Below are 20517 nucleotides of genomic sequence, written 5' to 3'. Positions count from 1 at the left end.
AGATGCGGCGAATGATAGCGGCCAGACGTCAGAAACAACAAACCCCGGACAAGTCCGGGGTTTGGGGGAGTGAAGATGCCTGACGCGATTACTCGCCTTTTGGCAGGGCTTCCTTGCTGCGCCAGTGCGGCAGCGAGTTCCAGTAGCGCTCGCCCTTGGCATCGTCGTACATGCCTTCCCAGCGCGAAATCACCAGCACCGCCAAGGCGTTGCCGATCACGTTCAGTGCAGTACGCGCCATGTCCATCACACGGTCGACACCGGCGATGAAGGCCAGGCCTTCCAGCGGAATACCCACACTGCCCAAGGTCGCCAACAGCACCACGAAGGACACGCCCGGAACACCCGCGATACCTTTGGAGGTGACCATGAGGGTCAATACCAACAGCAATTGCTGGCTGATTGACAGGTCGATGCCGTACAGCTGGGCAATAAAGATGGCCGCGATGCTTTGGTACAGGGTCGAACCATCAAGGTTGAACGAGTAGCCCGTCGGTACCACAAAGCTGCAGATAGCTTTCGGCGCGCCGTAGGCTTCCATTTTCTCGATTACGCGCGGCAACACGGTTTCGGAACTGGCGGTGGAGTAAGCCAGTACCAGCTCATCCTTGAAGATGCGCATCAGCTTGAGCACCGAGAAACCGAACAGCTTGGCGATCAGGCCCAGTACCGCAAAGGCGAAGAACAGGATGGCGGCGTAAACCAGCACAACCAGCTTGGCCAGTGGCACCAGCGAGGCAAAACCGAAGTTGGCCACGGTGACGGCGATCAGCGCAAACACACCGATGGGTGCGTAGTTCATGATCATGTGAGTCACTTTGAACATCGACTCGGACACGCCCTGGAAGGTTTTCACCAGCGGGTCGCGCAGTTCGGCATTCAAGCTCGACAGACCAAGACCGAAGAGCACCGAGAAGAAGATGATCGGCAGCATCTCACCGCGAGCCATGGCTGCGAAGATGTTCGACGGGATCAGGTTGAGGATGGTCTCGATGAACGCATGTTCATGAGTAACCTCGGCAGCGGTGGCTGCGTATTTGGAAATATCGACCGTACCCAGGGTACTCATGTCGATACCGGCACCCGGGTGGAACACGTTGGCCAGCACCAGGCCGACCAAAATCGCGATGGTCGTCACCACCTCGAAGTAAATGATGGTTTTCAGACCGATGCGACCCAGCTTCTTCGCATCTCCCACGCCTGCAATCCCGACAACCAGTGAGGAAATCACGATTGGGATTACGATCATCTTGATCAGACGGATAAAGATATCGCCTGCAGGTTGCAGAACGTTACTGATCCACCATGCCTTTTCAGCACTGAAATGGTTTAGCAGCGCCCCGATTGCAATCCCGAGGACCAGACCGATTAGGATCTGCCAGGCGAGGCTAAGTTTTGCCTTCTTCATGTCATTACCCTTACTTCAAGTGGACTCGGGCAGAGGTCTAGACTAGAGCACTGAAAAGCGCAAAAGCCGCATACCTCTGCCCCCGTAGAAGGTCGCCCAAATCGAGCCGAACACGCTCTTTGGCAGGCGAAAAAAGGCGCAACTATTCCCATGCGAGAGGAAGCCGTCTAATGCCGTAAACGCCTACCCTATGCCGAATCGGCATGAGTATTGTCCGACAAGACCTCAAAAACACGGACAGCTGAAAGGACAGAACAGACGGCATAAGTGCCGTGCACCGGCTGTTTCAAGGTTATCTTTGCCAAGAGTTGGCAGTGTCGAACCGACTAAAAGCTCAGAAATATCCGACAACATAAATCGGAAATAGTGAGCTAATCATTTTGATGTTAGTCGATATACGGTCGACGTTCCGAGCCCCCTTCCAAGCCACATTAGTTTCGAAAAAAATGAGCCGGGATAAGGTTTTACAGACGAAAGGTCGATGTGCCAGACATAAAAAAAACCAAGGTAATCCCTTGGTTTTTTTGTGTTGAAAATCTGAACCTTTAACGCCGAATGTTCAGTACCCATCAGTACCAATTGGGATCTTTTTTCAGTTGCTCTTTCAGCAATGCTTGCATGCCTTCATCAGGCTCGCCCAAAAAACGATAATCGGCATGACGTGTCGGAGACTTGTCAGCTGGCAAGCCAGCGGGGACTTCGACCAACATGGCATAAGCGTCTTTTTTATCGAGGCTGAAGGCAACGATCAAACGCTTGTTGAGGCACGTCTTGGCGGTTTCACACAACGGCCCGACCACGTATGGATCGCCATCCTCAGTGACCGCATTCATTTGCTCGGCGCTGCCGGAAAGATTGATCACCCACTCGGGCAAACGCTCCTCCTTTTGCACCACCTGTTGCCAGGCTTGCCGATAGGCCGGATCGTTCAGCAGTTCGTTGGCACGTACCTGACCGTCATTACCGGCCAGAGTCATGGCACTGCTGCCCATCAACAGGGCAGCAGCCATTGCCTTAAAGGATCGGCTGAACATGGTTAGCCTCGACCGCGGCGGCCAAAGATGAAGGACACCACAAACATCACCAGGAACACCACAAACAGGATTTTGGCGATACCGGTTGCGGTGCCCGCGATACCACCGAAGCCCAGAACAGCAGCGATGATGGCGATAATCAAGAAGGTAATTGCCCAACTTAACATGGTGATTCTCCTTATAACTGTGGGAAAGCCCGGTGATGCCAATGCTGTGCCTCAACGCCCTGCGGGGGCCTCAAGGTTGTGAACACTTAAAACACCCAACGTTCCGGCAGCCGTTCAGATTTCGCAATTTCCGTCTCATCGACCTCGGCCAGGGTGAAACCAACGCTGGAACTGGCCGCACTAAAATGTTGCTGTGTGGCTGCAGGCTGCAAAACGACGTGGGCAGTGGCCTCAGCCTGAGGTGACTGACCCCGCGTCGCCAGTTGTTGACCACCGATCAGCGTCACTAACACAGCCAAGCTGGCGCACAAGCCTTGCTGCAGATGAAGCGACGAAAGGCGGATGTAGGGGAAACCTTGACGATTCATGCTCAAACTCCTGCCACTCGGTGGTCAATCTTGTGAAGTTAAGGCCGCCCGTCACGCTGGCGCCGGGCAGCCTCCATATACAACAGAGAGTGCAGGTGGCGTGCCAGCTTTTCACTTCAAATAAAAATCTTATAAATCAATAAATTAACTAATTATAGAAAGCAGCCTGACGCGCATCTTGCACGATGCCCGCTCTGCAGGTCGTGCGTTCTGCACGACCCCGCAACGACCCCCATACCGGACGCCGCCCGGCAACCTGACAAAGACGTCCGCACGGACATTCCTTTGCTCGGCAGAAAGCTCAAAAAGGGCTTTAAACATAAAACAAATCAGTTAGTTACAGCATGCAGGCAAACCGCTTCCCTGCTAGCCTCCGAATCATTCCCGAAAAATCATGCAACTTGCCCGATTATTACGACACTAACCAAAATCACTCATTAAGGAACACAGGATATGGAGTCAGTCAAAGAGCACCAGGGCCGCATTCTGCTGGTCGACGATGAATCCGCCATCCTGCGCACGTTCCGCTACTGCCTTGAAGATGAGGGCTATACCGTCGCCACGGCCAACAGTGCGGCGCAGGCCGATTCTCTGCTTCAGCGCCAAGTGTTCGACCTGTGCTTTCTGGATCTGCGCCTGGGCGAAGACAACGGCCTGGATGTGTTGGCCCAGATGCGTATTCAAGCCCCGTGGATGCGGGTCGTGATCGTCACGGCACACTCCGCCGTCGACACGGCCGTGGATGCCATTCAAGCGGGTGCCGCCGACTACCTGGTCAAGCCCTGCAGCCCTGACCAGTTGCGCCTGGCGACCGCCAAACAACTGGAAGTGCGTCAGTTGTCCGCCCGCCTCGAAGCCCTCGAAGGTGAAGTCCGCAAACCCAAGGACGGCCTCGACTCCCACAGTCCGGCCATGATGTCGGTGCTGGAAACCGCCCGCCAGGTAGCAGGTACCGATGCCAATATCTTGATTCTGGGTGAGTCCGGTACCGGTAAAGGCGAACTGGCGCGGGCAATCCATGGCTGGAGCAAGCGCGCCAAGAAATCCTGCGTCACGATCAACTGCCCTTCACTCACCGCGGAACTGATGGAGAGCGAGCTGTTCGGTCATACCCGTGGCGCCTTCACCGGCGCCAGTGAAAGCACGTTGGGCCGGGTTAACCAGGCCGATGCCGGGACGCTGTTTCTGGATGAAATCGGTGATTTTCCGCTGGCTTTGCAGCCAAAACTGCTGCGTTTCATTCAAGACAAGGAATATGAACGCGTTGGCGACCCTGTCACCCGTCGCGCGGATGTGCGAATCCTGGCCGCGACCAACCTCAATCTGGAAGACATGGTTCGTGACGGGCGCTTCCGCGAAGACTTGCTCTACCGTCTGAATGTGATCACCTTGCATCTACCTCCCCTGCGTGAGCGCAGCGAAGACATTCTGACCCTGGCCGATCGTTTTCTGGCCCGGTTCGTCGTGGAATACGCCCGGCCTGCCCGAGGGTTCAGTGCAGAAGCGCGTGAGGCATTGGCCAATTACCGATGGCCCGGCAACATTCGCGAATTACGCAATGTGGTTGAGCGCGCGAGCATTATTTGCCCCCAGGAGGTCGTCGAAATCGGTCATTTGGGCATGGCCGAGCAAACCACCCCAAATGCCCCGCGCATTGGTGCGGCGCTAAGCCTCGACCAGCTGGAGAAGGCGCATATCGGGGCGGTACTGGCGACCAGCGAAACCCTCGACCAAGCGGCGAAAACCCTGGGCATTGACGCCTCGACACTTTATCGAAAACGCAAGCAGTACAACCTGTGAGCCGCCGATGAAAATCGCGATCAAGCTGCGCACCCGGCTGTTCTTAAGCATTTCGGCGCTCATCACCGTGGCGTTGCTGGGGCTGTTACTCGGCGTCGTCAGCGTGATGCAGATGGCCAAGACCCAAGAAGCGCTGATCAGCAATAACTTCATCACCCTCGACCTGGGGCTCAAGTTGCGTCAGAGCCTGGGCGACCAGCTCATCCTGATGCTGCGCAACCACAAAGACCTCCAAGCGCTGCAAGCTTCCTCACAGGAGTACCTGAAGCTGCTTGATGAAGGCATCGAGCATGAACGCAAGAACAACCTGCAGAACGGCTTCAAGCAAGCCCGTGCCAACTACGAAGACTTCTTAAAAGTATTCAACCAGGCCCGCAGTTCCCCGTTCGATTTGAGCAGCGACGATGAGCTCACCACTCGCTTTAACCAGTTGCGCAATGGCCTGATCAGTGAACATCGCCATGCCCTCGACAACATCTACGCCGCCCAGGCTTCCGCTCAGGAGCGGGCTATCATCATTGCGGCGCTGCTGAGCTTCATCGGGCTTACGGTGCTGATCATTGGCTTTATCACTGCACATGGTATCGCTCAGCGTTTTGGCGCGCCGATCGAAGCGCTGGCCAAAGCAGCCGACAACATAGGCAAGGGCAACTTTGAAGTGGTGCTGCCGCTTTCTTCAGCCACGGAAATGAACCTGCTGACGCGCCGCTTTGGAATCATGGCGGAAGCCTTGCGCCAGCATCAGGCAACTAATATCGACGAGTTGCGAGCGGGCCAGCAGCGGTTTCAGGCCGTGCTCGACAGCATTGATGACGGTTTGCTGATGATCGACCATCAAGGCCGCCTGGAGCATTTAAACCCCGTCGCGCAACGGCAACTGGGCTGGGACGAAAGTCGTCTGGGGCAGCCACTGGGCGAAGCCTTGTCTCGCCCTGAGCTCGATCAGCAATTGCTGACGGTTCTGCACGGCGGCAGTCTGGAACGCTTGCCGGAAGACTTGAGCGTAGACATTGAAGGTGAAAACCGCCTGCTGACCTATAGCCTGACGCCGGTCAGCCAGCCCAAAGGTCCGATTCTCGGCGCAGTGATGGTGTTGCATGACGTCACCGAGCAGCGCGCCTTTGAGCGTGTCCGCAGCGAGTTCGTACTCCGGGCCTCCCATGAATTGCGTACGCCGGTAACGGGGATGCACATGGCCTTTGGCTTATTTCTCGAGCGCGCGCGTTTTGACCCGCAATCACGTGAAACTGACCTGCTGAATACCGTGAACGAAGAAATGCAGCGATTGATGCAGCTGATCAACGACTTGCTGAACTTCTCTCGCTACCAGAACGGCATGCAAAAGCTGACGCTGGCCCCGTGCGATATCGAAGAGATGCTGGAACACGCCCGCGCCCGCTTTGCCGAAGCAGCGTCAGCCGAACACATCGAGTTGCAGCTTGACCTGCAACAGCCGCTCCCGCGATTGAACGCCGACCAGGCCCAACTGGAGCGCGTGCTGGATAACCTGCTGGACAATGCCTTGCGCCATACCGCCAGTGGCGGGCAGATCCGCTTGCAGGCGCGACGTCACGCCGAACGGGTGATCATCAGCATCGAAGACAATGGCGAAGGTATTGCCTATAGCCAGCAAGGCCGTATTTTCGAACCCTTCGTACAGGTGGGTCGCAAAAAAGGCGGTGCCGGCCTTGGGCTCGCGCTGTGCAAGGAAATTGTCCAGCTGCATGGCGGGCGCATCGGTGTGTATTCACGCCCCGGGCAAGGCACGCAGTTCTACATGGCGCTGCCCTTATAGACGACACCCTGCGCAATCAGTTCTTTGGGGCGTTCAACACGCTCAGGATCGCCGCGCTCTCGGCATCCGGCGTTCCATCATGGCGAGAGGGCCGGAAGTGCATTTGAAACGCCGCCAGCACATGGCGGGTGGCAACATCCAGCTCACCGGTTTGCGGGGTTTCGTAACCCAACTGCGCCAACTGCTGCTGGAACCAGGTGATGCTTGGCATTGTGATCGCAAAAAGTGCCTGTTCACGCGCGACGGCCTGAGCATTTGGCCAAACGCCGAAGCCTGCATCGGCCAAGCGCTTCCAGGGAAACAGCGGACCCGGATCGAGCTTGCGCAGGGGCGCAATGTCGCTGTGACCAATGATGTTGTGGGGGTCGATCTTGTAGCGTGTCGAAATATCCTTGAGCAGCACGATCAAAGCCTGGATCTGACCTTCGGTATAGGGATACCAGAGTCGGCCGTTCGGCGTGTCACGGAAACCTTGATTGACGATTTCGATGCCGATGGAGCTGGAATTCAACCAGGTGCGACCCTTCCACTCACTCTCCCCCGCGTGCCAGGCGCGCAGATTTTCATCCACCAATTTATAAATCGTGGGTGGATTATCGCCAATCAGGTAGTGACTGCTGACCGGCCCGCGGGTCAGCAGCTCCAGCGAGCGCTCCAGGGAGGTCGAGGTGTAATGGAGCACCACAAACTGCACACGGCTGTCGTGGTTGACCGAAGGATGGTTGGTGTCCATTCGAGGACCGCTGGCACAACCGGCCAACAGCGCAAGGGACAGAATCAGAGCAGGAAGTTTCATGGGCAATGGCAGCGCTGGTCAATATTCATGCGCAAGCATACCTTACCGGCCTTGTCCGCGAGCTGAACCTCTTGCCGTTCTGGCCTGCATTCAGGATCCGGCCTGCACAACACGATTGCGCCCATTGTGCTTCGCCTGGTACAGCGCTTCATCGGCTCTTTTGAGCACATGATCGCTGCGGTCTCCGGGCCTGAAGTCAGAAAGCCCGATAGAAGCCGTGATCGTCACCGGCTCTCCCTTGAAGTGGAACGGACAGGCTGCAATGACCGTCCGCAGCTTTTCGAGCTGCTGCAGGCCCAACGCCAGCGTCGTATCGGGAATCAGCAAGACAAATTCTTCACCGCCAAACCTGGCGATGAAATCCCTGGGCCGCAAGTGCTTGCGCAACTGAGCCGCAATGATTTTGAGGACTTTGTCACCCGCCAGATGACCATACCCGTCGTTGACTCGCTTGAAATGGTCAAGGTCGAGCATGGCGATCAGCAGCGGATTGCCGTGGGCTTGCCACTGCATGACCTCCTGCGCCAGCCGTTCGCTCCAGGCCGCCCGATTGGGCAAGCCGGTCAACGGGTCGAGCAACGCCTTCTGTCGCTGATCCTCGAGGTGCTCACGATAACCAAGGACTTGCTGCTCCATCTGCGCCACACGCTCGGCCAACGATTGCAAATGGACCGAGATATCCTGTTCACGCACATCGCGCTGCTCTTGATGCTGGTCGATCATGCCCAGTAATCCTTCCAGGCGGTTCTCCAGTACGTGCTTAAGGCTGGGCAAGTCGACCGCATCTTGCACGCTGTGTTGCAGATCATCGACATGCTCGCGCAACTGAGTGTGCAGCGCATCAACCGCCGACCGGCCCTCGACGTGGACCTCACTGGCCACCTGGAGATTATTCTGGAACGATTCAAGACGTTCGTTGAGCTGTTTGAGATAAGCCTCGAACTCATGCTGGCCACTGTCAGTGACGGCCAGCATCAATACAGCAAGATCATCGAGGATCGGCAGCAACTCGTACCAGTTGAGCCCTTTTTCCAGACGGCTGCGTACCGCTTCGGCTTGCGGTTGATGGTGCTCGGGCAGCGACAAGTCACTGAGCAATCCCAACAATGTCGACTCGATATGCGCCGCTACCGAGCTGTAGGACGGCTCCGGGGTTTCAGGCAAGACATAGACGGCGTCCACCTCACCGCTGGCCTGCTCAGGCTTCGCTGCCGCCAGTGAAGCATCCGCGGACTGCGCAAGGACCGGGCGGAGCTCGGCGTCAGGCGTCGCAGGCTCTACGCGGTTTTCAGTCAGGTTATTATCTGCTTCGACCTGCGCCACAACCGACTCAAGCGCGCCGCTCGATGACGCATCAAACACGGGCTCATCCGGCACGGGCGGCGACGCTTCAACGGGGGCCAACGGGGGCTGTAAGGCGGCCACTTCCGACGGTGGCGCAGAACTCGCCTGAGGTTTCACCTCTGCCGCGGGCAGTGCATCGGGCCTGACCTCCAATGCCTGGGCTTCGGTTCGACGCCCGGGCAGCAGGACGTCAGGTTCTGGAGCAGCCGGTTCGGCCACTGCTTTATCGGTGCCGAACAAGCGCTGCAACAAACCCGACCTGACCTCACCGAATTGCGGTGCCAGTGCCTGTCCCTGCAAATGACTCAGTTCATCCAGTAACAGCGGCATCTCACGGGCGTGGTTAACCCGGCTGTCGAGCTGCCGGGCGAAAGCCTTGAGCGGCTTGCTGACTTCGCGGGGCAGCGGCAAGGCTTGCAGTTGCGTGACCAGCGTATTCATCGCCGTACTGATCTGCTCGGTCCGCGTTTCACGCCGCTGCTCGGAATCGAGCACGGCTTTTTCAAGCCGGGGCAAGAGCGCAGCCAACGCTGCGTCCATCTCGTCACTGCGCACCACCTCGCGCATTTCCTTCATGCACTGATCGACGCTTCGATCCGTACCTTCAGCCGCCAGGGTGCTACGCACCAGGCCACGGCGCAGCAAATCGAGACGTGCCTTCCAGCGATCTTCGAGCTTTTCCTGCTGCTCGATGCTTTTGAGGTATTTCTCTTTCCAGCGCCCGGCGTCATCGGCACTCATGCAAGGGGCTCGCTGGCTGGCGCTATCACCGCAGGCAGCGAATCGACACCCACCGAGCCTGGCAAACGGATTTCAACCGCCACCGGCAGGTGATCCGAAATGGGTTGATCGAGCACCTGTACACGCTCAAGGGTCAGGCTGGAACTGAGCAAGATATGATCAAGGCACCGCTGTGGACGCCAGCTGGGAAAGGTCGCCTCCATTTGCGGTGCCAGCAAGCCCAAGTCCCGCAACGGCGAGGACTGCAGCAAATCGTTGGCATGAGTGTTCATGTCGCCCATCAACACTTGGTGCTGGTAGCCCTCAATCAACTCACGGATATACGCCAGCTGTCGTGTACGGGTTTTGGTCCCCAGCGCCAGGTGCATGACTACGACCACCAGCGCATCCGGGCCATCGCCGAATCGCACCAGGATTGCGCCGCGCCCTGCCGGCCCAGGTAGAGGATGATCCTCAATCGCTGTGGGACGTAATCGGCTGAGCACACCATTGCTGTGCTGGGCCAAGCGCCCGAGATTGCGATTGAGTTGTTGATACCAGTAAGGGAATTCGCCCTGTTGGGCCAGGTATTTCACCTGATTGACGTAGCCGGAGCGGTGGCTACCGCCATCGGCTTCCTGCAGGGCGACCAGATCGAAGTCGCTCAGCAAGCCGCCGATTTTCTCCAGGTTACCGGCCCGCCCTTTGTGCGGCAGCACATGCTGCCAACTGCGGGTCAGGTAATGACGGTAGTTTTGCGTGCTGTTGCCGACCTGGATATTGAAGCTGAGCAAACGCAAACGCCGATCATCCGGCATCACAAAGGATGTCAGATGATCCTCGTTGACCTGCGCTTCATGCAAGCCAACGATTCGCTCGCTTTTCCAGCGCCGCACGGGGGAGGCGCCGCTTAGTTCTTGCTCGGCGATGCGGCGGCTGCACGCTCTTTGGCAATCAGTTGGTCCGCGACATCCAATGTGCCTTCGGGGCCGCCGGCGGTGCCAAGGTCAAAACGGTATTTACCGTTAACCACCATGGTCGGTACGCCAGAGATGCCGTACTTCTGGGCAAGCTCTTTGGCTTTTTTGATCTGGCCGGCAATGGCAAACGAATTGTAGGTCGCCAGGAATTTGTCTTTGTCGACGCCCTGTGTCGCCAGGAACTCTGCCATTTCGTCAGGCTTGGTCAGGCGCTTGCCTTCTTTCTGGATGGCATTGAACACGGCCGCGTGAACCTTGTGCTCAACCCCCATGGCTTCCAGCGTCAGGAACATCTGGCCATGAGCGTCCCATGGGCCGCCGAACATGGCAGGCAGACGCACAAAGTTCACATCGGCCGGCAGCTTCTCGGCCCATGGATTAACCACCGGTTCAAAGGCGTAGCAATGCGGGCAGCCATACCAGAACAGCTCGACCACTTCGATCTTGCCAGGCACCGCTACGGGCACCGCGTTGCTCAGCTCTACATATTGTTTACCCGCTTCAAGCGGCTCGGCAGCTTGAGCGGTCATGCCAAACAGGCTGGCGCTGACGAGAGCGGCGCTGAGAATCAGATTACGCATGCTTTACTCCTGGGCAAATAAGGTCGCTTCAACGTGACCGGGTTAAGACCGGTCCTTTCAAGCTTGAGTTCGATAGTGTAGCGGCAGATGCCATGAAAAAGGGCAGCCGAAGCTGCCCTTTGAGGTTTACATCCAAGGATTAAACGATCGTTAACGTTGCCACAGGCGCTTGGCCCAGGCCTCGTCGACCGTACAGACCTTAGTGCAGGCCTTGAATGTAGCTGGCCAGCGCCTTGATATCCTTGTTGCTCAACTTGGCTGCAATGCCACGCATGATCATCGAGTCGCCGTCGTTGGTACGATCGCCTTCACGGAAGTCGGTCAGTTGTTTTTCAACATAACCGGCGTGCTGGCCACCCAGGTGCGGGAAGCCGGCAGCGGCGTTGCCTTGGCCGTCTGGCGAGTGGCAACCGGTGCAGGCAGGCAGGCCTTTTTCCAGGTCACCACCACGAAACAGCGCCTCGCCCCGGGCCACCAGCGCCGGGTCAGCAGCGCCGACAGAGCTTTTCTGACTTGAGTAGAAAGCCGCAATATCCGCGAGATCCTGATCGTTCAGGTTGGTCAGCAGGCCGGTCATTTCCAGCACCTGGCGTTTGCCATCCTTGATTTCATGCAACTGTTTGAGCAGGTAGCGATCACCTTGCCCGGCCAGTTTTGGAAAGTTAGGGGCCATGCTATTGCCGTCTGGACCGTGACAAGCGCCACACACAGCAGTTTTTGCCTGACCGGCAGCCGCATCGCCCACAAGAGCGGTGCCTGCAGCCTGGGCAATCCCGGTGACGCCCAAGGTCAACAGCAGACTCACGAATATTTTGTTCATCAGCTAATCCAACTACGGCTAAGGGTTAAAGAGTTATGGCCGGGTTACTGACTCATCAATTGAATGACGGCTCGGTAATCCTCGACACTGCAGTCCATGCACAAACCACGCGGCGGCATCGCCTTGAAACCCTGGGTCACGTGTTGCACCAGCGTCTCCATACCTTGCTCCAATCTTGGCCTCCAGGCTTCCCGATCTCCCGATCCAGGGGCTGTTGGCAGCTGACCAGCAGGCAGGCCACACAAACGCGGTTGTACACGGCTTCCGGATCCTGTGTAGCCTGAGCGCTATAAAGCGGCATCAAGATACCGGCAGCTAGCAGCCATTTCGTCATAAAACGACCTTTTCAGGGTTGGGAGCTTGCTGCGTTCTAATGCGCAACCTAGGTCTATCGCTCCCGTGTTCTTCATCCTACGCTGGGACAAAGCGCACACAAAATCTGCGGCATTATATACTGGCGTCACTGAAACGGAAACGACACGCTCGCCGCGTCCATTCCTGACGCCGCTCACATCGGAAATCCCATGCAACTCAAGAACCCCATTCTCGGTCTGTGCCAACAGGCTACCTTCATGCTCAGCGCAGCCAAAGTTGATCAATGCCCCGACGACGACGGCTATGAAGTCGCGTTTGCCGGGCGCTCAAACGCCGGCAAGTCCAGCGCACTCAACACTTTGACCCATGCCAGCCTGGCGCGCACATCGAAAACACCCGGCCGCACCCAGCTGCTGAACTTCTTCCAACTGGACGAAGAACGTCGTCTGGTTGACCTTCCCGGCTATGGCTACGCCAAAGTACCCATCCCGTTAAAAATGCACTGGCAGCGTCACCTCGAAGCTTATTTCGGCAGCCGCGAAAGCCTCAAAGGCGTGATCTTGATGATGGATATCCGTCATCCAATGACCGATTTCGACGTTTTGATGCTGGACTGGACGACGTCGAGCAGCATGCCGATGCATATTTTGCTGACCAAAGCCGACAAACTGACGTACGGCGCAGCCAAAAATACATTGCTTAAAATCCAGGCTGATATCCGCAAGCGTTGGGGTGACTCGGTCACGATCCAGCTGTTCTCCACGCCTAAGCGCATGGGCCTGGAAGAGGCATACACCGTGTTGGCACGCTGGATGGAATTGCCCAATAAAGGCGAAGAGGCTGGCGAGTCCGAGGCATAAGGAATCGCAGGCAAAAAAAACCCCGGACTTCGTATGGGGGGGAGAAGTCCGGGGTTTAAGCACTGGACCGCTAGGGCGTGGTCCAGATATCTGCCAACACTTAACACAACATTAGGAGCTTGAAGGTTTAACCCTTCAATAAATCTGAGTGGTGTGTGACCGATTTAGTTCCAGCGCACCGGCAAACAATTCGGCCTAAGCCCGATCACACCCATCCCCCCTGTGTGGAGCGAGCGAACTCACTCCGCCAGCAGGCCGCATTTTGTCAGTGCGCCTCGTCCCAGTTATTGCCCACACCCACTTCAACCACCAGCGGCACATCCAGCTTCGCGGCATCACTCATGTGACTGCGCACCTCATCACGTACCTGCTCCACCAGGTCTTCGCGCACTTCAAGCACCAATTCATCGTGTACCTGCAGGATGACGCGGGCATCGAGACCCGACGCACTCAGCCAGTTATCCACAGCCACCATGGCTTTCTTGATGATGTCAGCCGCCGTGCCCTGCATCGGCGCATTGATCGCAGTGCGTTCAGCCCCTTTGCGCAGCGCCGGGTTTTTAGCGTTGATATCTGGCAGGTAGAGGCGACGACCAAAGATGGTCTCGACGTACCCTTGCTCCGAGGCTTGGGCCCGGGTGCGCTCCATGTAATCCAGCACGCCCGGATAGCGCGCAAAGTAACGGTCGATGTACGCCTGCGACTGCTTGCGGTCGACCCCGATCTGCTTGGCAAGGCCAAAGGCGCTCATGCCGTAGATCAGACCAAAGTTAATCGCCTTGGCACTGCGGCGCTGGTCCGTGGTGACCTCGCCCAACTCAACGCCGAACACCTCGGCCGCTGTGGCGCTATGCACATCCAGGTTATTGCGGAAGGCATGCAGCAGCCCTTCGTCCTTGGCCAGATGAGCCATGATCCGCAGTTCGATTTGCGAATAGTCCGCGGCCAGCAGCTTGTAACCTTGGGGCGCGACAAACGCCTGGCGGATTCGACGGCCTTCAGCGGTACGGATCGGAATGTTCTGCAAGTTCGGGTCGCTGGACGACAAACGTCCGGTCGCCGTCACCGCCTGATGGTAAGACGTGTGAATCCGGCCGGTACGCGGATTGATCTGCTCCGGCAAGCGGTCGGTGTAGGTGCTTTTCAGTTTGCTCAGCGAACGGTACTGCATCAAAACCTTGGGCAGCGGGAAATCCTGTTCGGCCAGTTCAGCCAGTACGGCCTCCGCGGTCGAAGGCTGGCCCTTGGCGGTCTTGCTGATGATGGGCAAGCCCAGCTTTTCATACAAAATCACGCCGAGCTGCTTCGGCGAACCCAGGTTGAACTCTTCACCGGCAATGGCGAAGGCCTCACGCTCAAGCGCCACAAGCTTGTCGCCCAGCTCAACGCTCTGAATCCCCAGCAAGTTGGCATCTACCAACGCACCCTGACGTTCAATACGTGCCAACACAGGCACCAGCGGCATTTCAATATCCGTCAGTACAGCGTTCAGGCTAGGGATTGCCGTCAGCTTCTCATGCAGAACCTGGTGCAAACGCAATGTCACATCAGCATCTTCAGCGGCATACGGGCCAGCCTGCTCCAACGAGATCTGGTCAAAGGTCAACTGCTTGACGCCCTTGCCGGCGATGTCCTGGAAACTGGTGGTCGCATGGCCCAGATATTTGAGCGCCAGGCTGTCCATATCGTGGCGGGTGGCCGTGGAGTCGAGCACGTAGGACTCCAGCATGGTGTCGTAGGCAATGCCCTGCACCGTGATGCCGCAGGCCTGATCGCCACCAATGGCGCAATTGGCCAGAATATTCATGTCGAACTTGGCGTGCTGACCGACCTTGGCCTTGCCCGGGTCTTCCAGCAGCGGCTTGAGGGCACGCAACACGGTGTCGCGGTCCAATTGCTCCGGCACACCCATGTAGGAATGCGTTAGCGGAATATAAGCCGCTTCGCCGGGCTTGACTGCAAACGACAGCCCCACCAATTGCGCTTGCTGCGCGTCTATGCCGGTAGTTTCAGTATCAAAGGCAAACAGCTTGGCGTCATTGAGCTTTTTCAGCCACACGTCGAAACGCGCTTGATCCAGGATGGTTTCGTACTGCGACTCCGCCTCCTCCGCCACTGGTTCTTCATGCACCACCACCTGCCCGGCGCGCTTGGCCTCGCGCTCGACTTCGGCGATCCAGCTCTTGAACTCCAGTACGGTGTACAGCTCAATCAGCTTTTCACAGTCAGGCGCCTTGAGGTGCAAGTCTTCCAGACCGATATCCAGCGGCACATCGATTTTAATCGTCGCCAGCTGATAGGACAGGAACGCCATTTCTCGATGTTCTTCGAGCTTGGCCGGCAGGTTTTTAGCCCCGCGGATCGGTAAAGTCGGCACGACGTCGAGTTTTTCGTACAGATCAACAAGGCCACCGCCTACACCCATCAGCAAGCCTGACGCGGTTTTCGGGCCAATCCCCGGGACGCCAGGAATGTTGTCGGACGAATCGCCCATCAGCGCGAGGTAATCGATGATCTGCTCGGGGGCGACGCCAAACTTCTCTTTCACGCCTTCGATATCCATCACGCTGCCGGTCATGGTGTTGACCAGGGTGATGTGACCATCGACCAGTTGCGCCATGTCCTTGTCGCCGGTCGAAATCACCACCGGACGGTCTGCCGCGGCACTGCTGCGGGCCAGCGTACCGATCACATCGTCAGCTTCAACGCCTTCGACGCACAGCAAAGGAAAGCCCAGGGCAATGACGCTGGCATGCAAAGGCTCAATTTGAACCCGCATGTCATCGGGCATGCTCGGTCGATTCGCCTTGTATTCGGCGTACATGTCATCGCGAAATGTGCCGCCCTTGGCATCGAAAACCACCGCAAACGGGCTGTCCGGATACTGCTTGCGCAGGCTTTTCAGCATGTTCAAAACGCCCTTCACGGCGCCTGTCGGCAGGCCCTTGGAGGTAGTCAGCGGTGGCAGCGCATGGAAGGCGCGGTACAGATATGAAGAACCGTCCACCAGGACGAGGGGAGCTTGGCTCATGAGCAGGATCAACCTTTTCGGCGAGTCCGGCGCTAGAATGTCCGGACCAATGACGACAAAGGGACAAGGTTATCATGCGCACACTCAATCGCCTGTTGCTGACCGGCTTGTTTGCATTCACTCCGCTGGTAACCTTTGCAGCTGATGAAGCAGTCACCGCCGACCCAGACGTAACCATTCGCACGGAAGGCGATAAAACCATTCAGGAATACCGTCAAAACGGTTTTCTGTACGCCATCAAGGTCACCCCAAAAGGGGGCAAACCGTACTTTCTGGTACGCGCTGATGGTACTGATGCCAATTACATCCGTTCCGACCAGCCGGATATGCTGATTCCTTCGTGGAAAATCTTCGAATGGAAATAGCGTCTTAACTTTAATTGGCGCCGCTTGAACGCGGCGCCCGTACTGGCAATTTAAATCATGTCTGTATTCACCCCACTGACTCGCCCTGAGCTGGAGACTTTTCTTGCGCCTTACGGACTCGGCCGTCTGCTCGATTTCCAGGGGATTGCCGCTGGCAGCGAAAACACCAATTACTTCATCAGCCTGGAGCAGGGCGAATTTGTCCTGACCCTGGTTGAGCGTGGCCCTATCAAAGAGATGCCGTTCTTTATCGAACTGCTCGATGTGCTGCACACCGCAGATTTACCCGTGCCCTTCGCCTTGCGCACTGTCGACGGCGAGGCCCTGCGCGAACTCAAAGGCAAACCGGCACTGCTGCAGCCGCGCCTGGCCGGCAAACATATTCGCGAAGCCAACGCTCAACATTGCGCACAGGTCGGCGACCTCCTGGGGCACTTGCACGTCGCCACACGCGATAATGTGCTGGAACGCAAGACGGATCGCGGCCTGGACTGGATGCTGACCGAAGGCCCGTCGCTGATGGCCAACCTGGAGCCGGCAGCGGCTCAGTTACTGCAAAAGGCCCTGAGCGAAATCACCGAGCGCAAGGCGCAGATCCTGGCATTGCCACGAGCCAACCTGCACGGTGACTTGTTCCGCGATAACGCCATGTTTGAAGGTACGCATCTGACGGGACTGATCGACTTTTACAACGCCTGCTCCGGCCCAATGCTGTACGACGTGGCGATCGCCCTGAATGACTGGTGCGCAGACGAGGACGGTCAGATTGACGCCCCTCGTGCCCGCGCCCTGCTGGGGGCCTACGCCGCCCTGCGCCCATTCACGGCCAGCGAGGCCGAGCTCTGGCCAACCTTGCTGCGCGTCGCCTGCGTGCGGTTCTGGTTGTCACGCCTGATTGCAGCCCAGACCTTCGCCGGTCAGGACGTGCTGATTCACGATCCGGGCGAATTTGAACGTCGCCTGGCATTGCGCCAGAACGTGAACCTGCCGCTGCCGTTCGCGCTATAAAGCAGGTCGCAACCCCTGTAGCCGCTGTCATATCTTCGGTGGCGGCTACAGGATTACGCGTGGCTTAGAGGCTTTCCAGGCAGCCTGCCAGGTCGTTCCCCAACTTCTCCAGCAACTGCTCGTAGCCTTGAGCGGTAGCAGGGGTAAAACCACCCAATGCATCCAGCTCAGCCAGTTTGACCGGCATGCCCGCAGTCAACGTTTCAGCCAAGCGCGGACGAATGGGAGGATCGCTGAATACACAGGTCTTGCCCACTTCCTGCAAACGCTTGCGCATCGCCGCCACATGCTGAGCGCCGGGCTGTACTTCCGACGCGACGCTGAACACGCCAGCATGCTTGAGCCCGTAGGCATTTTCAAAATAGTCGTAGCCTTCGTGGAAAACGAAGTACGGCTTATCCGCAACCGCGGCCATACGCACCTTTAGCCGTGCATCCAATGCATCCAGACGCTCATTGAACGCCTTGAGGTTACTTTGGTAACGGGCTGCGTTCGCCGGGTCTTTCTCGCTCAAGTCAGCCGCCATTCTGGCTGCAATCACGCGCGCATTGTCAGGGGCGAGCCACAAGTGGGCGTCCAGCGATCCCGGACGATGATCGTGATCATGTTCGGCAGTATCTTCTTCATGGGAGTGGTTATCTTCGGCGAAATGCCGCAGTTTCAAACCCGGCAGGTTTTGCACCATGATGGTCGGCAAGGTTCGGCTCTTGGTCACTCGCGGCAAGAAGCCTTCCAGATCCGGCCCGATCCAGTACAGCAGCTCAGCCGACTGCACACGCCGTACGTCAGAAGGGCGCAAAGCATAGTGATGCGGCGAAGCACCCGGTGGCAAAAGTACCTCCGGCTGGCCCACACCGTCCTGCACCGCGGCTGCAATCAGCTGCAAGGGCTTGATGCTGGTCAGTACGTTGACCTCGGCCTGAGCCGGGCTAAACACCCATAAACTGGCGCTTAAAGTAAGAAAAAGGGCAAAAAGACGGGGCACGATAAGCACTCATGGTGGCTGAAACAGGTAACATAATAACGTCTCCATCAAAAATCGTCGCCGCCCATGCCTATAACACCGCTTGCCAGCCGTCCCCACGATCACTCTCACTGCGTTCACAGCGCGCTCAGCGAGGCGGATGTTCTGTGCGCGCAAAAAGGCCTGCGTCTGACTGCATTGCGTCGCCGCGTGCTGGAACTGGTATGGCAGAGCCACAAGCCGCTGGGAGCCTATGACATTCTGGCGGTGCTCAGCGAGCAGGACGGACGTCGCGCCGCACCGCCGACCGTTTATCGGGCACTGGATTTTTTGCTCGAAAATGGCTTGGTGCACCGCATTTCGTCGCTCAACGCATTTATTGGCTGTAGCCACCCGGAGCATCCGCATCAGGGTCAGTTCCTGATTTGCCGCAGTTGCCATGCGGCCATCGAGCTTGAACAAAAAACCATCAGCGATGCGATTATCAACAGCGCCCACGATGTCGGCTTTACTGTTGAAGGCCAGACTGTCGAAGTGATTGGCCTGTGTTCGGGTTGCCGGGAGTCCTGATGAGCACCGCACTGATTCGCCTTGAACATGTCACGGTGACTTATGCCGGGCAAAACGTACTCGACAACATCCAGCTGAGTGTTGAGCCCGGCCAGATTGTCACCCTGATCGGCCCCAACGGCGCCGGGAAAACCACGCTGGTCAAAGCCGTACTCGGCTTGCTCAAGCCCACCCGCGGCAGCGTCTGGCGCAAGCCCAGGCTGCGCGTCGGCTATATGCCGCAAAAATTGCACGTCGACCCCACGCTGCCATTGTCCGTGCTGCGCTTTTTGCGCCTGGTGCCCGGCGTGGATCGCGCCCAGGCCCTCGCCGCACTCAAAGAAGTGGGCGCCGAAAAGGTCATCGACAGCCCGGTCCAAAGTGTTTCGGGCGGTGAAATGCAGCGCGTATTGCTGGCCCGCGCTCTGCTGCGCAAGCCCGAGTTACTGGTGCTGGACGAGCCGGTACAAGGCGTGGATGTCGCCGGCCAGGCCGAGCTCTACAGCCTGATCACACGCTTGCGCGATCGCCACGGTTGCGGTGTGCTGATGGTTTCTCACGACTTGCATCTGGTGATGAGCACCACCGACCAGGTGGTCTGCCTCAACCGCCACGTCTGCTGCTCGGGTCATCCGGAGCAGGTGAGCGGCGACCCGGCTTTCGTTGAGTTATTTGGCAAAGACGCACAAAGCCTGGCGATTTATCACCACCACCACGACCACGCCCATGACTTGCATGGTTCAGTGGTCAGCGAAGACGCCGCTGTGGCGCCCGCACATGTTCATGGAGAAGGCTGCAAGCATGGCTGATTTTCTGTTGTATGCCCTGCTGGCAGGCCTGGCGCTGGCAATCGTCGCAGGCCCACTGGGTTCGTTCGTGGTCTGGCGGCGCATGGCTTATTTTGGCGACACGTTGTCCCACGCAGCCTTGCTTGGCGTAGCCATGGGCTTTTTGCTCGACATCAGCCCCACCATTGCGGTGACGGTCGGCTGCCTGTTGCTGGCCGTGTTGCTGGTGACCTTGCAACAGCGTCAATCCCTGGCCTCCGACACTCTTCTCGGAATTCTCGCTCCCAGCACCTTGTCCCTCGGGCTGGTCGTACTAAGCTTCATGCATGAAGTGCGGATCGACCTGATGGCCTACCTGTTCGGTGACTTGCTGGCGATCAGCCCGACCGACCTGATGTGGATCATCGGCGGCAGTGCTGCGGTGCTGACTTTGCTGGTCGCACTGTGGAGGCCGTTATTGGCGATTACCGTGCATGAAGAGCTCGCCATGGTTGAAGGCCTGCCGATAGCCGCACTGCGCTTGGCCTTGATGCTGTTGATTGCCGTGGTGATCGCCGTGGCGATGAAGATTGTCGGGGTGCTGTTGATCACGTCCCTGCTGATCATCCCGGCCGCAGCGGCTCAACGTCACGCCCGCTCTCCGGAGCAAATGGCATTGGGCGCCAGCTTGCTGGGAATGCTGGCCGTGTGTGGCGGGCTGGCCCTGTCATGGTTCAAAGATACGCCCGCGGGACCATCGATTGTGGTGTGTGCCGCGTCACTGTTTCTGCTGAGTTTTGTTCTGCCCCGTCGAGGGGTGTAGACTTGCTCGTTTTTTGCGCACT

At 57.8% G+C, this 20517-nt stretch carries 19 protein-coding genes and 1 pseudogene; 8 read left to right on the top strand and 12 right to left on the bottom strand.

What is annotated here, in order from left to right:
* Nucleotides 1-88: 88 nt before the first annotated feature.
* The 4 genes from gltP to DQN55_RS00790 form a co-directional block, all read right to left on the bottom strand.
* Nucleotides 89-1408, bottom strand: coding sequence for a glutamate/aspartate:proton symporter GltP (gltP, locus tag DQN55_RS00805; RefSeq protein ID WP_048381260.1), 1320 nt, complete (start codon nt 1406-1408; stop codon nt 89-91).
* A 569-nt stretch (nt 1409-1977) separates the two neighbouring features.
* Nucleotides 1978-2442 (bottom strand): inhibitor of vertebrate lysozyme family protein, encoded by a 465-nt coding sequence (locus DQN55_RS00800; protein WP_048381262.1) that lies wholly within the window; start codon nt 2440-2442, stop codon nt 1978-1980.
* A gap of 2 nt (nt 2443-2444) precedes the next feature.
* The gene (locus DQN55_RS00795; protein WP_019828122.1) at nt 2445-2609 is read right to left on the bottom strand and encodes a DUF1328 domain-containing protein; all 165 of its coding nucleotides are present in this window, start codon (nt 2607-2609) and stop codon (nt 2445-2447) included.
* Between the two features lie 86 nt (nt 2610-2695).
* Complete coding sequence (locus DQN55_RS00790; protein ID WP_048381264.1) at nt 2696-2977, bottom strand: hypothetical protein; 282 nt, start codon at nt 2975-2977, stop codon at nt 2696-2698.
* 453 nt (nt 2978-3430) lie between these two features.
* Between DQN55_RS00790 and algB the strand changes: the two genes are divergently transcribed.
* Entirely contained in the window at nt 3431-4777 is a 1347-nt protein-coding gene (gene algB / locus DQN55_RS00785; protein WP_048381266.1) for a sigma-54-dependent response regulator transcription factor AlgB, read from the top strand.
* A 7-nt stretch (nt 4778-4784) separates the two neighbouring features.
* Complete coding sequence (locus DQN55_RS00780; protein ID WP_048381268.1) at nt 4785-6572, top strand: KinB sensor domain-containing domain; 1788 nt, start codon at nt 4785-4787, stop codon at nt 6570-6572.
* A gap of 16 nt (nt 6573-6588) precedes the next feature.
* Here DQN55_RS00780 and DQN55_RS00775 read toward each other — a convergent pair whose 3' ends face one another.
* The 6 genes and pseudogenes from DQN55_RS00775 to DQN55_RS00750 all read right to left on the bottom strand — a co-directional run bounded on the left by DQN55_RS00775 (nt 6589) and on the right by DQN55_RS00750 (nt 12147).
* Nucleotides 6589-7368, bottom strand: a complete 780-nt coding sequence (locus tag DQN55_RS00775) for an N-acetylmuramoyl-L-alanine amidase (RefSeq protein WP_048381269.1) — start codon at nt 7366-7368, stop codon at nt 6589-6591.
* 90 nt (nt 7369-7458) lie between these two features.
* The gene (locus tag DQN55_RS00770) at nt 7459-9453 is read right to left on the bottom strand and encodes a GGDEF domain-containing protein (protein ID WP_048381271.1); all 1995 of its coding nucleotides are present in this window, start codon (nt 9451-9453) and stop codon (nt 7459-7461) included.
* Nucleotides 9450-10328 carry an endonuclease/exonuclease/phosphatase family protein gene (locus DQN55_RS00765; protein ID WP_048381273.1) on the bottom strand — a complete coding sequence of 293 codons (879 nt, stop codon included), beginning with the start codon at nt 10326-10328 and terminating at the stop codon, nt 9450-9452. Before DQN55_RS00765 ends, DQN55_RS00770 begins: the two co-directional genes overlap by 4 nt.
* 14 nt (nt 10329-10342) lie before the next feature.
* The gene (gene dsbA, locus DQN55_RS00760; RefSeq protein WP_074702830.1) at nt 10343-10993 is read right to left on the bottom strand and encodes a thiol:disulfide interchange protein DsbA; all 651 of its coding nucleotides are present in this window, start codon (nt 10991-10993) and stop codon (nt 10343-10345) included.
* A 199-nt stretch (nt 10994-11192) separates the two neighbouring features.
* Nucleotides 11193-11813: a c-type cytochrome gene (locus tag DQN55_RS00755; protein ID WP_048381277.1), complete on the bottom strand. Its 621-nt coding sequence runs from the start codon at nt 11811-11813 to the stop codon at nt 11193-11195.
* A gap of 44 nt (nt 11814-11857) precedes the next feature.
* A pseudogene (locus DQN55_RS00750) lies at nt 11858-12147 on the bottom strand (c-type cytochrome).
* A 190-nt stretch (nt 12148-12337) separates the two neighbouring features.
* On the opposite strand from DQN55_RS00750, the gene yihA reads away from it, so the two are divergent.
* Nucleotides 12338-12988, top strand: coding sequence for a ribosome biogenesis GTP-binding protein YihA/YsxC (gene yihA / locus DQN55_RS00745; protein WP_048381279.1), 651 nt, complete (start codon nt 12338-12340; stop codon nt 12986-12988).
* A 265-nt stretch (nt 12989-13253) separates the two neighbouring features.
* Here yihA and polA read toward each other — a convergent pair whose 3' ends face one another.
* Entirely contained in the window at nt 13254-16019 is a 2766-nt protein-coding gene (polA, locus tag DQN55_RS00740) for a DNA polymerase I (RefSeq protein ID WP_048381281.1), read from the bottom strand.
* A 74-nt stretch (nt 16020-16093) separates the two neighbouring features.
* On the opposite strand from polA, the gene DQN55_RS00735 reads away from it, so the two are divergent.
* A complete protein-coding gene (locus DQN55_RS00735) occupies nt 16094-16384 on the top strand; it encodes a DUF2782 domain-containing protein (RefSeq protein ID WP_019828138.1) in 291 nt (96 codons plus the stop codon).
* 57 nt (nt 16385-16441) lie between these two features.
* Nucleotides 16442-17392: a homoserine kinase gene (locus DQN55_RS00730; RefSeq protein WP_048381283.1), complete on the top strand. Its 951-nt coding sequence runs from the start codon at nt 16442-16444 to the stop codon at nt 17390-17392.
* 64 nt (nt 17393-17456) lie between these two features.
* Here the strand turns inward: DQN55_RS00730 and znuA are convergent, their stop codons facing one another.
* Complete coding sequence (gene znuA, locus DQN55_RS00725; protein ID WP_048381285.1) at nt 17457-18377, bottom strand: zinc ABC transporter substrate-binding protein ZnuA; 921 nt, start codon at nt 18375-18377, stop codon at nt 17457-17459.
* Between the two features lie 66 nt (nt 18378-18443).
* On the opposite strand from znuA, the gene DQN55_RS00720 reads away from it, so the two are divergent.
* Genes DQN55_RS00720 through znuB form a run of 3 tightly spaced genes read left to right on the top strand, consistent with a single transcriptional unit; the run spans nt 18444 to nt 20495 of the window.
* Nucleotides 18444-18926 (top strand): Fur family transcriptional regulator, encoded by a 483-nt coding sequence (locus DQN55_RS00720; RefSeq protein ID WP_048381286.1) that lies wholly within the window; start codon nt 18444-18446, stop codon nt 18924-18926.
* On the top strand, nt 18926-19714 hold the full coding sequence (gene znuC, locus DQN55_RS00715; protein ID WP_048381288.1) for a zinc ABC transporter ATP-binding protein ZnuC: 789 nt from the start codon (nt 18926-18928) through the stop codon (nt 19712-19714). The genes DQN55_RS00720 and znuC overlap by 1 nt, the downstream gene beginning before the upstream one ends.
* A complete protein-coding gene (gene znuB / locus DQN55_RS00710) occupies nt 19707-20495 on the top strand; it encodes a zinc ABC transporter permease subunit ZnuB (RefSeq protein ID WP_048381290.1) in 789 nt (262 codons plus the stop codon). Before znuC ends, znuB begins: the two co-directional genes overlap by 8 nt.
* Nucleotides 20496-20517: the final 22 nt, after the last annotated feature.

Source organism: Pseudomonas taetrolens (assembly GCF_900475285.1).
Lineage (GTDB): Bacteria > Pseudomonadota > Gammaproteobacteria > Pseudomonadales > Pseudomonadaceae > Aquipseudomonas > Aquipseudomonas taetrolens.
Note: the sequence above shows the minus strand (reverse complement) of the source record. Positions and strands in the feature narration are given on the sequence as shown.